Origin of the sequence: Novosphingobium sp. 63-713, from assembly GCF_001898925.1 — a bacterium.
Taxonomy (GTDB): domain Bacteria; phylum Pseudomonadota; class Alphaproteobacteria; order Sphingomonadales; family Sphingomonadaceae; genus Novosphingobium.
The window spans coordinates 142,821-159,000 of record NZ_MKVS01000005.1 but is presented as its reverse complement, the minus strand read 5'-3'; the positions used below and the strand labels follow the sequence as shown (position 1 = coordinate 159,000).

At 63.7% G+C, this 16,180-nt stretch carries 12 protein-coding genes and 1 pseudogene; 5 read left to right on the top strand and 8 right to left on the bottom strand.

Features of this window, described 5'->3' with window-relative positions; translation table 11 throughout:
- Positions 1-74 precede the first annotated feature (74 nt).
- Both BGP00_RS01810 and BGP00_RS01805 read left to right on the top strand, forming a co-directional pair.
- Entirely contained in the window at positions 75-1,193 is a 1,119-nt protein-coding gene (locus tag BGP00_RS01810; RefSeq protein ID WP_292921811.1) for a heparan-alpha-glucosaminide N-acetyltransferase domain-containing protein, read from the top strand.
- A 53-nt stretch (positions 1,194-1,246) separates the two neighbouring features.
- The gene (locus tag BGP00_RS01805; protein ID WP_292921812.1) at positions 1,247-2,569 is read left to right on the top strand and encodes an FAD-binding oxidoreductase; all 1,323 of its coding nucleotides are present in this window, start codon (positions 1,247-1,249) and stop codon (positions 2,567-2,569) included.
- 119 nt (positions 2,570-2,688) lie between these two features.
- On the opposite strand, the gene BGP00_RS01800 is transcribed toward BGP00_RS01805, so the two are convergent.
- The 3 genes from BGP00_RS01800 to folE all read right to left on the bottom strand — a co-directional run bounded on the left by BGP00_RS01800 (position 2,689) and on the right by folE (position 10,073).
- Positions 2,689-8,160 carry a hypothetical protein gene (locus BGP00_RS01800; RefSeq protein ID WP_292921813.1) on the bottom strand — a complete coding sequence of 1,824 codons (5,472 nt, stop codon included), beginning with the start codon at positions 8,158-8,160 and terminating at the stop codon, positions 2,689-2,691.
- 334 nt (positions 8,161-8,494) lie between these two features.
- The gene (locus BGP00_RS01795) at positions 8,495-9,433 is read right to left on the bottom strand and encodes an FAD-dependent oxidoreductase (RefSeq protein WP_292921814.1); all 939 of its coding nucleotides are present in this window, start codon (positions 9,431-9,433) and stop codon (positions 8,495-8,497) included.
- A gap of 13 nt (positions 9,434-9,446) precedes the next feature.
- Positions 9,447-10,073 carry a GTP cyclohydrolase I FolE gene (gene folE, locus BGP00_RS01790; protein ID WP_292921836.1) on the bottom strand — a complete coding sequence of 209 codons (627 nt, stop codon included), beginning with the start codon at positions 10,071-10,073 and terminating at the stop codon, positions 9,447-9,449.
- A 192-nt stretch (positions 10,074-10,265) separates the two neighbouring features.
- Between folE and BGP00_RS01785 the strand changes: the two genes are divergently transcribed.
- The gene (locus BGP00_RS01785; RefSeq protein ID WP_168601702.1) at positions 10,266-10,847 is read left to right on the top strand and encodes a PAS domain-containing protein; all 582 of its coding nucleotides are present in this window, start codon (positions 10,266-10,268) and stop codon (positions 10,845-10,847) included.
- Positions 10,848-10,931: 84 nt separating this feature from the next.
- Positions 10,932-12,446: a cryptochrome/photolyase family protein gene (locus BGP00_RS01780; protein ID WP_292921815.1), complete on the top strand. Its 1,515-nt coding sequence runs from the start codon at positions 10,932-10,934 to the stop codon at positions 12,444-12,446.
- Here the strand turns inward: BGP00_RS01780 and BGP00_RS01775 are convergent.
- Positions 12,405-12,566: a DUF2256 domain-containing protein gene (locus tag BGP00_RS01775; protein WP_292921837.1), complete on the bottom strand. Its 162-nt coding sequence runs from the start codon at positions 12,564-12,566 to the stop codon at positions 12,405-12,407. The genes BGP00_RS01780 and BGP00_RS01775 overlap by 42 nt on opposite strands.
- A gap of 58 nt (positions 12,567-12,624) precedes the next feature.
- Entirely contained in the window at positions 12,625-13,008 is a 384-nt protein-coding gene (locus BGP00_RS01770; RefSeq protein ID WP_292921816.1) for a DCC1-like thiol-disulfide oxidoreductase family protein, read from the bottom strand.
- A gap of 156 nt (positions 13,009-13,164) precedes the next feature.
- Between BGP00_RS01770 and BGP00_RS01765 the strand changes: the two genes are divergently transcribed.
- On the top strand, positions 13,165-14,709 hold the full coding sequence (locus BGP00_RS01765) for an FAD-binding domain-containing protein (protein WP_292921817.1): 1,545 nt from the start codon (positions 13,165-13,167) through the stop codon (positions 14,707-14,709).
- A gap of 8 nt (positions 14,710-14,717) precedes the next feature.
- Here BGP00_RS01765 and arsH read toward each other — a convergent pair whose 3' ends face one another.
- The 3 genes and pseudogenes from arsH to BGP00_RS01750 form a co-directional block, all read right to left on the bottom strand.
- Positions 14,718-15,458, bottom strand: coding sequence for an arsenical resistance protein ArsH (gene arsH, locus BGP00_RS01760; protein WP_168601707.1), 741 nt, complete (start codon positions 15,456-15,458; stop codon positions 14,718-14,720).
- Between the two features lie 68 nt (positions 15,459-15,526).
- Positions 15,527-15,943 (bottom strand): annotated as a pseudogene (locus BGP00_RS01755) (aquaporin); the annotation flags it as partial.
- Positions 15,940-16,137: a hypothetical protein gene (locus BGP00_RS01750; RefSeq protein WP_292921818.1), complete on the bottom strand. Its 198-nt coding sequence runs from the start codon at positions 16,135-16,137 to the stop codon at positions 15,940-15,942. The pseudogene BGP00_RS01755 and the gene BGP00_RS01750, both read right to left, overlap by 4 nt.
- Between the last annotated feature and the right edge of the window lie 43 nt (positions 16,138-16,180).

Genomic DNA, 16,180 nt, shown 5'->3' with positions numbered 1-16,180 from the left:
TTATGGCTGCTATTGCATGGAATCAGACTGATACTCCGCCTGCAAAAACTGACAGGGCCGCAACGGCCACGAGATTGCAAAGCATTGATGCGTTGCGCGGGCTGGTGATGCTCTTCATGCTGCTCGACCATGTGCGCGAGACATGGTTTCTCTACGTCCCGGTGGGCGATCCGGTCGATGCGCGCACGGCCATCCCTGCGCTGTTCTTTACCCGGATCACCAGCACGCTGTGCGCCCCCATCTTCGTCGCGCTGACCGGCCTTTCGGCCTATCTCTACAGCCAGCGGCATACTCTGGCCGAAACCAGCGATTTTCTGCTGCGGCGCGGGGCCTTTCTGGTCCTGCTCGAACTCACGCTGGTCAATTTTTCATGGCGGGCCGAATTTCCCTTCCATTTCGTGTTTCTTCAGGTGATCTGGGCCATCGGCCTTTGCATGATCGTGCTGGCGGGCCTGATCCATCTGCCGGGGCGGGCGGTGCTGCTGCTGGGGCTGGCCATTGTGGGCGGGCACAATCTGTTTGACGGGGTGTCTTTTGCCCCTGACAGCCCGATGTTCATCCCTTGGGCCATCCTGCACAAGCGTTCGCAGATCGAACTGGCGGGCATGGTGGTCAAGTTCAACTATCCGGTGGTGCCGTGGATCGGGGTGATCTGCCTTGGCTGGTCGGCGGGCTCGTGGTTTTCCCGGCTTGCGCCCGAGGCCCGGATGGCCCGGCTGACGGCCGTCGGCGCGGCGATGATCGCGGGCTTTGTCATCCTGCGCGCGATCAACATCTATGGCGACGCCCCGTGGTTCACGGTCGAAGGCAGCACCATCCGCACCGTCATGAGCTTTCTGGCCCTGACCAAATATCCGCCTTCGCTGCTCTTCCTCCTGCCCACGCTGGGCACCGGGCTGATCCTGCTGGCCCTGTTTGAACGCGTCAATCACGCGCGCATTACCCACTGGCTCTCGGTGCTGGGCAGCGCGCCGATGTTCTTCTATCTCTTTCATCTCTATTTGCTGCGCATTTTCTATCTGACCGCGCGCGCCGTGTTCGGCACCAACCATGGCGACATCTTCGGTTTTGACTCGCTGGGCTGGGTATGGGTGTTCTACCTTGCCATCATTGTGCCGCTTTATTTTCCCACCCGCTGGTTTTCCAATTTCAAGAAGGCCCGCAAGGACATCTGGTGGCTCAAATATCTGTGATGGACAAATATTTGTGATGGATGGTCCGCCATCGCTTGATGAGAGGTGAGGAAATGCATCCTGTTGTTCAACCGGTCGCGAGCGACGAGCATCTGCCCGATGCGGTCGATGTCGCCGTGATCGGGGGTGGTATCGTCGGCACGACATCGGCCTATTATCTGGCGCGGCGCGGTTTGCGCGTGGCGCTGGTCGAAAAGGGCTATGTCGGCTGCGAACAATCGAGCCGCACGTGGGGCTGGTGCCGCCAGCAGAACCGCGACCGGCGAGAGATGCCGCTCTCGCTGCTCTCGATGCGGCTGTGGGATGAGATGCGCGGCGACATCGGCATGGATCCGGGCTTTCGCCGCACGGGCCTGGTCTATGCCACCGATGATGCCGCGACGCTGGCCGCATGGGAGGGCTGGCGCCCGGTGGCCAAGGAGTTCGGGGTCGAAACCCACATGCTGACCGGCGCGCAGGCCGCAGAGCGCATCCCCCAGAACCGGCGGCAATGGGTGGGCGGGCTGCATTCGGTCCATGACGGCAAGGCCGAACCGGCGCTGGCCGCGCCCGTTCTGGCCGAAGGGGCAAGGCAGCTTGGCGCGACCATCCACCAGAACTGCGCCGCACGCGGACTGGATCTGACCAATGGACGGGTTTCGGGCCTGCATACCGAACGCGGCACGATCCGCGCCGATGCCGTGGTCTGCGCGGGCGGGGCATGGGCATCGGCCTTCATGCGCCGCCATGGTGTAACCTTTCCGCAGGCCAGCGTGCGCCAGACAGCCCTGCGCACCAAACCCACCGTCAATCTTGGCGAGGTGGTCTATTGCCCCGATCTGGCGATGACGCGGCGGCTTGACGGCAGCTACACCCTTGCCATCAGCGGCCGCGCGACACTGGAACTGACCCCGCAGGGCATCCGTTTCGCCCGCGAATTCATGCCGCAATTCATCCAGCGTCTCAAGGCGGTGCAGTTGGGCGTCAGCGGTTCTTTCTTTACGGGGCCGGAATCGCTCTCGGCCGTGCTGGGCCATGATCCGTCCATCTTTGAGGCCACGCGCGTGCTGTCGCCCAAGCCCAACCCCAAGCTGGTCGCGGCGATCAAGGCCAATCTTGTCGGCACATTTCCGCAACTGGCCAATCTGGAACTGGATGGCGCGTGGGGTGCCTATGTCGACTGCACGCCCGATGCGGTGCCGGTGGTATCGGCGGTGGATCGGATTGGCGGGCTGTATCTGGCCGCCGGTTGTTCGGGGCATGGTTTCGGTCTGGGGCCGGGCATCGGCAAGCTGATGTCAGAACTGGTGGCCAATGATGCGACGAGTGTCGATCCGGCCCATTTCCGCCTCAACCGTCTTGTTGACGGTTCGGCAATCAACGTGGGGTCCCTCTAGGTTCGGGCCCCTGTCGGGCGGGGTGTTCCGGCTGGTTCCGGCATCCCGGCCCGCCCGCAAAGGGGCGTAACAGCATAAGTCGCGAATACCAGCCCCACCCATCCGCTCTTTCCGGCTTCCTAGATCCGCCAGCGCAGCCCCGCCGTCACGCTCTCACGCTTGCCGCTTTGGCCCAGTTCGCCAGAGGCATTGAGGAACAGCACGGCACCGGGCGAGAGGCGATATTCGCCGCCGACGGCCGCCGTGGCGCTGACCGGATCGCGGCCGAAGCCATAGGCCATCAGACCATAGCCACCGCCCGCCATTCCCGCGATGGCCGAAACCGCATCGCTTTTCAGGCGATAGCGCATGCCCAGCGTCAGGAACGAACGCCAAGGCCCCTTGGCGTCGGGCGCATTTTCAAAGCCCAGCCCGGCATCGAGAAAGCCCTGCCTGCGCGTGGCCTCATCGATATTCAGCGCGAAAGGATGAGCGCTTGCCTCCTTCAGCGCGCCGTGATGCGTGCGGACCCAGGTGGCGCCCAGATGCGGGCGAAGCTGCCAGCCCTGAGACAGGTCAAAAACATGGCTGATCGAAGCGTCCAGCGAGAAGCTGGGCAGGGTGTAACCGGCCGAAACCTGTCCGGCATCGGGAACGTTGCGCCGGGTGGTTGCCCGCGCCGCGTCATAGGATGCCGACAGGGTCACGCTGGTGTTGCTGCCGCCCAGGCGCAAGGCCATGCCGCCCACGATCCCGCGCGCGCTGGTCGAAGCCCCGATGGCGCCGACCGACTGGTTCTGATCAACCCAGCCGACATAGGCCGAGAGCGCATAGCCTTCGCCCCCAAAGCCCAATCCGCCCAGCACGCCGTAGCCATTGATCGTCGCGCGGCTGATCCCCTGCGTTTCATGACCTGCAAACTGGCGCAGGCTGCCCAGCGTCTGGCCAAAGGCAAAAACGTGATTGCCTCCGCGATCTTCGCCCAGGCCCATCGTGCGCCCGGCTGCTGCCAGCGACAGAGCGGTTTCCGCGCCGATTTCCATCGCATCGGCATAGGGTTCAGGCGTGATCCGTGCAAAAGCAGTGGTGACAGGCGCGCCGTTGCCATCCTGCAGCGCCATCAGCGCCGGGAACAACGCGGCGGGCGCGTTGCTGGCCGCCATCGCATTGTTCACATAGGTGATCGCGCGTTGCACCTGCGGATTATAGGCGGCGGAATTGGCAAATTGCACCAGCAGGCCCAGATCGCCGTTAGACTGCGTTCTGACCACGCCGGGCAGGCCGGTTACCTTGTCATAGGTGCCGGTAATCCCGCCCGAGGCGCTGATAAGGTTCAGCGTGCTGCCCACCTTGATCGGGGTGGTGGCCGCGATCTGCAACGTGCTGCCCGAGGCGATGACCAGCTTGCCGTTGACGATCAGCTTGTCCTGCGCGGTGGGCGCGATTTCGAACAGTGAGGTCGAGCCGCTGTTCAGCGTCACATTGCCGTTGACCGTCATCGTGCCGGGCGACGCGCCGGGGCTCAGGATGCCGCTGACCGAGATATTGCCGTTGACCGTACCGGCCGAGCCGAAGGTCGCCCCGCTGCCCACGGCAATCGAGTTGGCATTGATCACCGATCCGGCCAGACCCACCAGTCGCCCGCCCGTCAGCCCGATCGAGCCCAGAGCAGCCGTACCCGAGACCGTGGCGAAGCCGCCGCTCTGCGTCAGGGCGGCGATGTTGCTGATCGAGGAAAAGCTCTGATTGCCGCCGGTGATGGCCAGCGTATTGGTGCCCGCCCCGCCATCGAGCGCGCCCGTGAACGCGCCGCCAAAGGCAAAGGCGTCATTGCCGGTGCCGGTAAAGATCCGGCCCGTCATCGTGCCCGTGTTGGTCAAGACCACCGGGGCGCCTGTCAGCACGACATCGCCGGTTATCGTGCCGCTGTTGTTCAGGCTCAGGTTCTGGCTGCCGGTGATCGACGCGTTGATGGCATAATTGATGGTGAGGACGGCATAATAGGGCGGCGTCGGAGAATAGGTATAATAGCTTTGCGTGTAGCCGGTGATCGTTCCGGAATTGGTGATGCTGGCCGTTGTGCCTGCCCCGCCGATGAGCGAAACGATCATTCCGCCATTGATTGTCCCGCTGTTGGCAATCGTGCTGTTGGCATTGGGCGATGAGCCATAAAGCGCGACGGCAGGGTTGCTGCCCGCGTTGAGGATCGTGCCGCTGTTGCTGAAATTGAGCCCTATCCCGGTCCACAGGGTGACGGCATTGCCAGACAGGCGGACCGAGCCAACAGTGGCCGAATTGTCAAACAGGCCTGCATTGACATAGATGCTGCCGACATTGGCCCGGTTGACCAAGCCAGCCAGTTCGGTGTTGAGATAGGATGTGTAATTGAGCGAATAGATGCTGCCGCTGCTGGCCAGTTGGTTGATGATCGTGCCATCGCCGCCGACGTAGATCGTGCCGGTATAGGACGATGGGCCGGTGAGGGTGATGCGCGAGGCCGCCCCTGCCGCAATGGCGAATTCCTGCATGAAATTGGCGGGCAAGGCGCCGCCCAGCGCCACCGTGGTCGTGCCGCTGCGCTGATGGCCCAGGCTGATCGTGCCTCCGGTCGTGCTGATCGTGCCGGTCACGCCATAGCCTTGACCCGTTTCGATCAGCATATTGTCGCCATAGCCGAAGGCCAGATTGCCGTTCAGCATGCCGCCATTGGCAACATAGGTTCCGCTGCTGTAACCGAAATTGATGTCGCCGTTGATCGTCCCGGCATTGCTGACCATTCCGCCGGCCATTTGGATGGCGGTTGCCGCGCCGGAAATGGTTGCCCCGGCCAGATTGGTGATGGTCGAATTAAAGCCGGAATATTGGGCGATCGCGGTGGTCGTGCGGCTGGTGATCGAGCCCGAATTGGTGATGTCGACCTTTCCGTACTGTATAATGGCGGCACCATCGGCGGTAATCTGGCCGCTGTTGAACAGGGTGGTATCGGGATGGGTGTTGGCGGTGTTCCAGGTGCTGCCGATGGAAATGCCTTGCGCACCGGCGATCGAAATGGTGCCGGTGTTGACCAAGGGCCCATAGAGGCTGATGGCCGAAGCGCCGGAAACGGCATTGCCCGCGGTGTTGGTTACGACAATCGATCCGTTGTTCACCAGGCTTGAGCCGGACCCCATGGCCATAACGACGGGCGTAAAGATGGAACTGCCGGCCCGGGCAACGGTGAGGCTGCCATTATTGGTGATCGCCAGCGCCGTTGACGCAGGATTGCCGCCGCCACCCGAGGGCGCCTGAACCGAAGTGGTATATATGAGAGGGCCGCTGCTGGAACTGAGCGAGCCGTTCAGATTGACCGAGCCAATGCCTGCGAGCGTGAGGGGCGAGGTGAGCGCGCTCTGCCCGGTCAGCGAAAGGGTCGCATTGTTGGACAACTGATAACCCAGCGAGGAAAAGCCGGAAGGCGGGCCGGGCGTCGCGCTGGCATTGGCGTTGACATTGTAGATCAGGCTGGAGTTGCTGGCGCTGACCGTGCCGTTGATGCCGGCAAAGGCGCCTCTGCCCGTGTTGACCAGATCGGTGATCAGCGTATCGCCTTGCCCGATCGTCAGATTGCCGTTCAGCACGCCGCCGGTTACCGCATAATAGAGGTTGCCGCTGGCATAGCCGGTGCTGGCAAGATTGACATTGCCATTGATCGTCCCGGCGTTGATGACGCGGTTGTTGAAACCATACCCAATCCCGCCGACCGCGGCGAGGCCGCCCGTCACCACCCCGCCGGCGCGGTTGTCCAGCGTGGAATAGGAACTGGTCTGAAACGCGGTACCGCTCGACTGGATCGTGCCGGTATTGACCAGAGTGCCGCCGCCACTCGCCACGCCGATCGACGCGCCGCTGATCGTGCCGCTGTTGGTGATATTGCTGTTTGAGGTCACGGCGGTGCCGCCGGCCGTGATTGTGCCGCTGTTGGTTATGGTGCCGCTCGTTGCGGAAACGGCATTGCCGCTGGCCGAAATGGTGCCCGTGTTGTTCAGGCTGACAAAGCCGGACAGGGTCACGGCCGCGCTCCCACCGGCATTGCTGCTGGTGATTGTGCCGCTGTTCCTGAACGTGCCGCCTAAGCCGTAGTTTGCCCCGGTGAAGATCGTGCCGGTGCCGCTGAGGCTGGTCTGGTTGTCAAGCGTGCCCGATCCGGTGAAATTGATCGCTCCGCTGTTCGCAAAACCATTGGCCAGCGTCAGTGTCGTGCCCGAAGCGGGGACAAAGCCCACCGACGAGAACCCCGTCGGCAGCGTCAGCGCCGCAGACAGGGTGACGTCGCTGTTGGTCTGCAGGCTGACCGTATTGGTGCCGCCCCCGCCGTCGATTGTGCCGGTAATCCCGGTATAGAGGCTGCCGTTCCTGAGCGTGGCAATCAGCGTGTCATTGCCATTGCCCAGCGTCAGATTGCCGTTGATCGTACCGGCGGTGGAATCGATGGTGTTGCCCAGATTATAGGAATAGGCAGGCAGGAAACCGGCGGTGACATTGCCGTTGATCGTGCCCGCATTGGTCAGGTTCAGCGAGGTCCCCGCATAGATCGCGGTCCCGCCCGCGCCGGTGCCGATTGTGGCTCCGGCATTGTTGGTGACGATGATCTGGCCGCCATAAAGCGTCATGCCCGTGCCGGTGTTGATGATCGAACCGGAATTGGTCAGATTTATGGCGTTGGACGGGGTGCTGGTAAGATTGGAGCTTACCACGCTGCTGCCAGAGCCGGTGATCGACCCGCCCGCCTGATTGGTCAGCCACACATAAAGCGAGTTGATGGCAGAGCCGGTGCCGGTATTCGTGATGGTGCCGCTGTTGCTGATCGTGCCCGAAAAGTTGGCGATCGTGCCCGAGGCGCTGGAGGAACGGATGGTCCCCGTGTTCGTGATATTGGAATAGAGATTGTAGCTGTTGTAGATCGCGCTCAGTCCGCCACCGGCAATCGTGCCATCGTTCGTGACCGAGGTGACAGACCCTTGGATCGCGCCGATGGTTCCGCTTGCCCGGTTGGTGATGCCCGTAAAATAGGATGCATATCCTGAACCGGCCAGCAGGGCCACGCCGCCGGACCCGCTGATCGTGCCCGCATTGTCGAGGCTGACATAGACCGAGCCGTAGGGGTAGCCCGAAACCTGCTCAAGCGCGATGCCATAGGTACCGCCAATCGAGGCTCCCGCCCCGACGGTGATGATCCCGGACATGCCGTAATAGTCAACGCCGACAGAGCCGGCGGGGCGGGAAAGCACACTGATTCCGGCAGCGCCGGTGGCCGAAACCGATCCGTTGACCGTGATATTGGCGGCGCGAAAATAGGAGGAGGCCGAGGCGGGCACGGATACCGTAATGGCCGACGCGCCCGAATTGTTGACACTGGCCCCGGAATTGACGGTCAGGGGTGAGGAACTGGTCGTGATCGTGATGCCATCGCTGTCCGTGCCGGAACAGGTGACGGCGGTGTTGGCCTGTGTGGGATCGGGGCTGCATTGCGCCAGAGCGTGGGTGGGGATCGCGGCGATCAAGGCAAGAGTGCTGCCATGCACAAAAAAGCGCGCCACCTGAAACCGGCGGCGGTTCGTATTCTTATTGATCACTCAAATGCCCCCGCATTCATGGAATTTCTTTTTTGGCTATACCTGATGCAGGGGTAAGTCACGGGAAATAATTGACATAAAATATTCATAATGCATGTTTTTGAACATATCGCTCCATTATGATGATTTTTGCCCTGATCGCCGTTCTGGTCTATCTTTGTCAGCTGCAGATCCGGATTGATGCCCAATCGCTTGCGAAAGCATTTCCGTCAGAACACTGCTCGGCGCCATGTCATTCTGACGCATGAGGCGCCATTGCTGCGCACGGCGCCATGCCCAACCGCGCCGGGGGCGACAGTTTGCCCATCAAGCACCCCCAATGAGGGGTGTGCTATCAGCCCCCGATAAGCCCCGCCAGCTTCGTCCCCGACAGCCATGCCAATTCGATCCTCGGGCCCAGCAGCCAGTCTCCGCAGGCGCCAAGCCGCAGATTGGCGTTCCACAGAGCGCCCCTTGGCGAGCGCTGCGCAACGGCATAGCGCCAACGGTGGGCCGACAGGTGAAGCCGGACGGGCAGGGGCGAGCCACCGGCCTGCCCCGCCAGCCAGTCGGCCAGGAATTCGGCCACCTGCGCCGCGTCATCTTCCAGATGCTCGGTAGACCAGGCGGGGCTGGCCTGCACCACCCATGCCTCGGTTGCCGGGCGGCCCGGCTTGGCGCTGTTGCGCGCGGCCCAGCCGACCGGGCCGGAGGGGCGCAGAACATCGGCCGCAATCGGCAATCTTTCCGCAAAGGCCATCATCGCGGTCCAGCAGGGCTGTGAGCGCGCGGCAATGGCGCAGGCCGCCATGGTCAGGTCATAGGTGCCGAGAAAGGCCGCCGCCTGTTCGGCGGGCAGCGCCAGCACCGCCGCATCATAGGGACCATGGCGGCTGCCGTCATGCAGCAGCACGCGCCAGTCGGCCCCCTCGCGCACCAGCCCCATGGCATGGCTAGCAAATCGGGCGTTATGGGCGCTGGCCATATGGGCGATGGGCGCATTCATGCCGGGCGTTCCCACCCAAGCATCATCCTGCGCAGCGGGCCAGCAGGCTACCAGTCCGTCCTTGCGCCACTGTTCCACCTGCGCGCGGAATGCCTCCTCGCGGGCGGTGAAGAACTGCGCGCCATGGTCGAATGAAATTTGCGCCTCGTCCAGAGCCACGCGCCGTGTCGACATGCGCCCGCCCGGCCCGCGCCCCTTGTCGAACAGGGTAACCTCATGGCCCATCTGTTCGAGAGCCTGGGCGCAGGCCAGACCCGACATGCCCGCACCGATAATGACAATCCGCATCGCCGTCACCCGCTCAATATCCCATCAGCGCGAGCACTTCCTTGCGGCTGCGAGGATCTTCGAGGAAGGTGCCCATCATCCGGCTGGTCACCATGCCGACGCCCGGCGTGCGCACGCCGCGCCCGGTCATGCATCCGTGCTGCGCCTCGATGGTCACCGCCACGCCCAGCGGCTGAAGATTGTCCCAGATGCATTGGGCGACCTGCGCCGTCAGCCGTTCCTGAATCTGCAGGCGGCGGGCATAGCCGTGGAGCACGCGGGCCAGTTTGGAAATGCCCACCACCCGGTTGCGCGGCAGATAGGCGATGCTGGCCTTGCCGGTGATCGGCGCCATGTGGTGTTCGCAATGCGACTGGAAAGGGATATCCTTGAGCAGGACGATCTCGTTATAGCCGCCCACTTCCTCGAACTGGCGCGCCAGATGCACGGCCGGATCTTCGCCATAGCCGCCGCAATATTCGCGCCACGCGCGCGCCACGCGGGCGGGCGTGTCGATCAGCCCTTCGCGCGCGGGATCATCGCCAGCCCAGCGCAGCAGCGTGCGGATGGCCTCCTGCACCGGCTCGGGCACAACCGGCTTGGTGTTGGCCACGACGGCGGGGGCCGAAGGGGCCGCCTCATCATGCCCGTCATCAAGCATGGCATCGCAGGAATGAAGCGAGGTGAGGAAATTCATGGGCTGCCTCCCGGCGACGCGACAGGGTTCGCGTCATGGCTGAACATCTTTGCCTCTCTAGACAGGGGGCCGTCGGCGGCAACATGGCTTAAAGGGTATGCCGCAACGAGGGCGATGCTGATGGTGGCAATTGCCGAATGGGAAGCGTTTGGGCCTATGGCTATTTCCGATATGATCAAGGGCAGCCTGGTGGCGGCCGTCATCAGCAATCCCAGACTGCCTGACAATCCGATCATCGAATGCAATGCCGCTTTCGAGGCGCTGACCGGCTATGGTCGCGACGAGGTAATCGGGCGCAATTGCCGCTTTCTCACCGGGCCGGGGTCGGAGCCGGACCTGATCGAGGCCCTGCGCGAGGGTATCCGCGAGCAGCGGCCGGTGATGGTCGAGATCCTGAACTATCGAAAGAACGGCCAGCCTTTTCGCAATGCTGTGATGGTGGCGCCCATTTTCGACAATGAGGGCGTGCTGGAATATTTCCTCGGCTCGCAGGTCGAAATTGCCGACGAGGCCGAATTGGGCCGGGCAAATGCGGCCCGCACCAAGGTCGAGCAATTGTCGCCGCGCCAGCGGGCGGTGCTGCTGGCCATGGCGCGGGGGCGGCTCAACAAGCAGATTGCCTATGAGCTGGGCCTCTCGGAGCGGACGATCAAGATGCACCGCGCGGCGATGTTTCAGGCGCTGGGCGTGCATACCGCCGCCGATGCGGTCCGTCTGGCGATAGAGGCGGGATTTTGATCGGGGCCTGCCGCAAAAATTGCCCCCAACAATTGCCCCAAAAAACAGGCATCGCACCGCGCAGGCGCAGGTTAGCCGTGATGCATGACGCGCATCATTCTGGTTCTGGGCGATCAACTCAGCCTTTCCCTCTCCGCCCTTCAGGCGGCCGACCGGGCAACCGACATCGTTCTGATGGCCGAGGTGGCCGCCGAGGCGACCTATGTGCGCCATCACAAGAAGAGGATCGCGCTGGTCCTGTCGGCGATGCGGCACTTCGTCGAGGAACTGCGCGGTGCGGGCTGGCGGGTGGATTATGTCCGGCTTGATGATCCGGACAACACGGGCAGTTTGCGCGGCGAGGCCGAGCACGCCCGCACGCGATGGGGCGCACAGGAAATAATCGCCACCGAGCCGGGCGAATGGCGGCTGATGCAGGATATGCGCGTCTGGGCAACGCTCCTGCCCGACGATCGCTTTCTGGCCGATCGCGAGGGTTTCGCCCAATGGGCCGAAGGACGCCTCCGGCCGGGGGGAGGCACGCGCATGGAGCATTTCTATCGCCTGATGCGCCGCAAGACGGGCCTGTTGATGGAGGGCGACAAGCCCGCCGGAGGCCAATGGAATTTCGACCATGACAACCGCGCTCCGCCCCCCGGCGCTTTGGGCCTGCCCCAGCCGATGCGTTTCGAGCCCGACGCCATCACGTGCGAGGTGCTGGATATGGTGGAGCGGCGCTTTTCAGACCATTTTGGCGATCTGGAGCCTTTCTGGTTTGCCGTCACGCGCGAACAGGCCGAGGCCGCCTTTGCGCATTTCCTGCGCGTGGCGCTGCCCGAATTCGGGCGCAATCAGGATGCGATGCTGACCGAGCACCGCTTTTTGCATCATGCGGTTGTGTCGCCCTATCTCAACCTTGGCCTGCTCGATCCCTTGGCCATGTGCCGCGCGGTGGAAGAGGAATGGCGCGCAGGCCGGGTGCCGATCAACAGCGCCGAGGGATTTATCCGCCAGATCATCGGGTGGCGCGAATATGTGCGCGGCATCTATTGGTGGCAGGGCCCCGATTATGCCAAAACCAACGCGCTGGAGGCCAATCGTTCGCTGCCTTGGTTCTACTGGAGCGGCGATACCTCGATGGCCTGTATGGGCGCCTGCATCACCCAGACCCGCGAGGAAGCCTATGCCCACCATATTCAGCGGCTGATGGTGACCGGCAATTTCGCATTGCTGGCCGGGATCGATCCCCATGCGCTGCATGAATGGTATCTGGCGGTCTATGCTGATGCCTTTGAATGGGTCGAATTGCCCAATACGATCGGGATGAGCCAGTTTGCCGATGGCGGCCTGCTGGCCAGTAAGCCCTATGTCGCCAGCGGCGCCTATATCCACCGCATGAGCGATTATTGCGGGGCCTGCGCCTATGACGTGAAGGCCAAAGAGGGGGAGCGCGCCTGCCCGTTCAACCTGCTCTATTGGCATTTCATCGCCCGCCATGCCGAGCGTCTGCGCGGCAATCCGCGCATGGCCCAGATGTTGCGCACATGGGCCAATTTCGCGCCCGAAAAGCAGGATCAGCTATGGCGTGACGCCGAGGCCTTTCTGGCCACCCTTGGATGAACGGCAACGGTCCGAACAATAACGGACCGTATCCCAGTCGCGCGCCCATTTCCTGCGCCATGCGAAAGGGCGCTGACAGGCCGCGCACAGCTTGGTCGGCAGATCGCCTTTTTTGCGCATTTTCATGATCGCGGCTCGTTGTTCCGGCCGTGCAGGCCACAGTCCTGTAATTGGGCGATCATCGCAACCATCTCTGCAAAACGGGGCGTATTTTGAGAAACCCGGCATAGGCCGCCTCCAAACCCCATAACACCAGTCGGTATCGGGCCAGTTCGCCCAGCAGGCGCAGGCGAGGAATTGCGCGCCACATGGCCGCAAAGGCGGCGGCGCCATCGAGCATCACGCCATCCTCCTGCGCATGAAAACGCGCCAGCATCAGCTGCCGGTCGAGCGGACACGCCTGCGCCTGAACGCCCAGGTCGATGAAGGCGATGTTTCCGGCGCGGTCCCATCGCCGCATCAGCGCGATCTCGCGCAGGCACAGCGGACAGCCGCCATCATACCACACCGTCAGCCTGTTGCGGCGGGACGGGGCGTGAGTTTGCTGGGGCGGACGGGGCATAGGGTGGAAAATACCGTCTCGCTTGCAAGGGGCCAGCTGATCCTTCGGGAAGTGCGCCTTGCCCGAAGAGCCACCTTGCCGGTTCGGTGGTCTGTCGTTCATGCCAACAGTGGTCTTTGGATAGGAATGGGCAAGGGCCGCAATCGGTGCGTCAGGATGATCAGCGGTCCAATCCCACAAGTCGTATGGTTCAAACGCGATCTGCGGCTGGAGGATCACGCCGCGCTTCACCGCGCCGCCTTGGCCGGGCCGGTCGTTGCCCTTGTCATCGTCGAGCCTGCCTATTGGCAAGGCTCTGACACATCCGGGCGGCAGTGGCGTTTCTGGCGGGCCTGCATGGCCGATCTGGCCGAGGCCATTGCCCGGCGCGGCGGGCGTCTTTGCCTGCGCGTGGGCGATGCCGTGGCCGAGCTGGAGGCATTGCGCGGGCAGATCGGGCCTTTTGCGCTGTGGGCGCATGAGGAAACGGGCAATGGCTTCACCTTTACGCGGGACCGGGCGGTGCGCCACTGGGCGCGGGCGCAGGGCGTTCCCTTTGTCGAGCTGCGCCAGTTCGGCGTGATCCGGGGGCGTGGCCTCAACCGCGACCATTGGGCCGCCGCATGGGATGCGATGATGGAGCAGCCCTTGCTGCCGGTCCCTCCGGTTGTCTGGCAATCCGCGCCCGGCCGCGACACTTTGCCCGGCGCGGCGGCCTTGGGTCTGTCGCCCGATGAAGCAGGCGCTTCGGTGCTCGCCGGACGCGCCGCCGCACTGGCCACGCTGGAGAGCTTCCTTTTCGAACGCGGCGAACATTACACGCGCGCCATGTCCTCGCCGCTCAGCGCGCCCGATGCCTGCTCTCGACTGTCGTGGCATCTGGCCTATGGGTCGGTTTCGATGCGCGAAGTTTGGCAGGCCACCCGCAGTCGCTATGCCGCCCTGCCGACCGAGGCGCGGGACTGGCGACAGGCCTTGCGCAGCTTCATGGCCCGGCTGCACTGGCATTGCCATTTCATCCAGAAGCTGGAGAGCGAGCCGGAGGCGGAATTTCGCCCCTTCGCCCGCCGCTATGAGGGTCTGCGTCCGCCCGCCGATCCCGCCCGTCTGGCGGCATGGGCGCAGGGGCGCACCGGCTATCCGTTTCTGGATGCGGTGATGCGCGCCTTGCAGGCCACGGGCTGGACCACCTTTCGGATGCGCGCCATGCTGATGAGCTTTGCCGCCTATGACCTCTGGCTGCCGTGGCAGGAGGCCGGGCTGGTGCTGGCGCGGGCCTTTATCGATTACGAGCCGGGCATCCACTGGCCCCAGTGTCAGATGCAGGCCGGGGAAACCGGGATCAACACGGTGCGGATCTATTCGCCCGCCAAGCAGGGGATGGATCAGGACCCGCAGGGCCGCTTCATCCGGGCGTGGGTCCCCGAACTCGCGCAGGTTCCGGGCGCATGGCTTCATGCTCTGGACAAGCTGGACAGCGGCCAGCGTCAGGCCCTGTGCCCGGATTACCCTTTGCCCATCGTCGACCATGGCGCGGCGGCGCGGGCCGCGCATCAGGCCATCGCCGCCCTGCGACGCACGCGCGAGGCGCGCGCCGAGGCCGACAGCGTTCAGCAGCGGCACGGCAGCCGCAAGCGATCAACCGCGCGCAGGGGGGAGGGGCGATCCTCCGCCCGTCGGATCACGCAAGACGCGATGCCCCAGATGCAGCTTGACCTCTAGGACCAGCATCAGCTTTGGGCCAAACCCGCCTTTTCCACCGGGCTTGCCACCGGCTGATCGCGCTCGACCCTCTCGGAATAACGATCCACCAACTGATCGGTATGAGGGCGCAGCAGCACGGTAAAACGCACCAGTTCCTCGCACACGTCGACGATGCGGTCGTAATAGGACGAGGGCTTCATCCGGCCCGCTTCGTCAAATTCCTCATAGGCTTTGGCCACAGAGGACTGGTTGGGGATGGTGAACATCCGCATCCAGCGCCCCAGCAGGCGCAGGGTATTGACCGAATTGAACGATTGCGACCCGGCGCTGACCTGCATCACCGCCAGCGTGCGGCCCTGCGTAGGGCGCATCCCCTTCATGGCCAGCGGCAGGTGGTCGATCTGGGTCTTCATGATGCCGGTGATCTGGCCGTGGCGTTCCGGGCTGCACCACACCTGCCCTTCGGACCAGAGCGAGAGTTCGCGCAATTCATGCACCGCCGGGTGGTCATCGCCGGGCACCTGATCGGGCAGGGGCAGGTCGGCGGGATCAAAGATCCTCACCTCGCAGCCGAAATGGAGCAGCAGGCGCGCGGCTTCCTCGACCACCAGCCGGGAATAGGAACGCGCGCGCAGCGAGCCATAGAGCAGCAGGATGCGCGGCGGTGGATCGAGCGCGCCAAGGCCCAGCGCCGGACGGGCATGGACATATTCACGCTTGAGCGCGGGCAGGTAATCGGGATCGGAAAGTTCACGCAAACGGTTCATGCGGCATCCTTATCGGGATCAGGCTCATCAGGAAACAGGGTAATGGCGGCGAAATTGGCGGCCAGCGCGCCTAGGATGGTCAGGATCAGGCCGAAAGTGGCGATGGCCTCGCTGACCCATTGGCCCATACCGTTGCGCGCCTTGGTCGAAAATTCCAGAACCGGGAGGCCTAACATGACATGCGCCGCCCAAACACCCAGAATGCCGCCCGCCAGTTGGGCCGCGACATAGGCCCATGCCTGCGGCTTGGTGATTTCTCCGCGCAGCCGCATGACGAGCGAGACGGCCGGGTTGAAATGCGCCCCCGACACCGGGCCCAGCATGGTGATCAGCACAAAGAGCATGGCGCCCGTGGCCAATGTATTGCCCAGCAGCGCCACGGCCATATTCCCGCCCGCCAGACTTTCGGCCATGATCCCCGATCCGATCACGGTGGCGAACAGCATGAAGCTGCCGATGGCCTCCGCGGCCAGTTTCTGTCTCACGCTGCGCCCTCCATCCGGCCGATTTCGGCCAGAGCGGCGGCCAGCTCCTCGCGCCTCATCGTTTCGAACGGCAGGGCCAGCAAAGCTTGCGCCCGCATCGTTAGCCAGCGCCATGTGGCCTCAAAGGCGGCATCTTCGGCGGCCTCGCCCACGGCGTCGGCCGGATCGGTCAGGCCCAAACGGGCGCGCAGCACAGGCCACGTCCGTACAGGGCAGGCCGCCGCAGCAGTTCTCGGT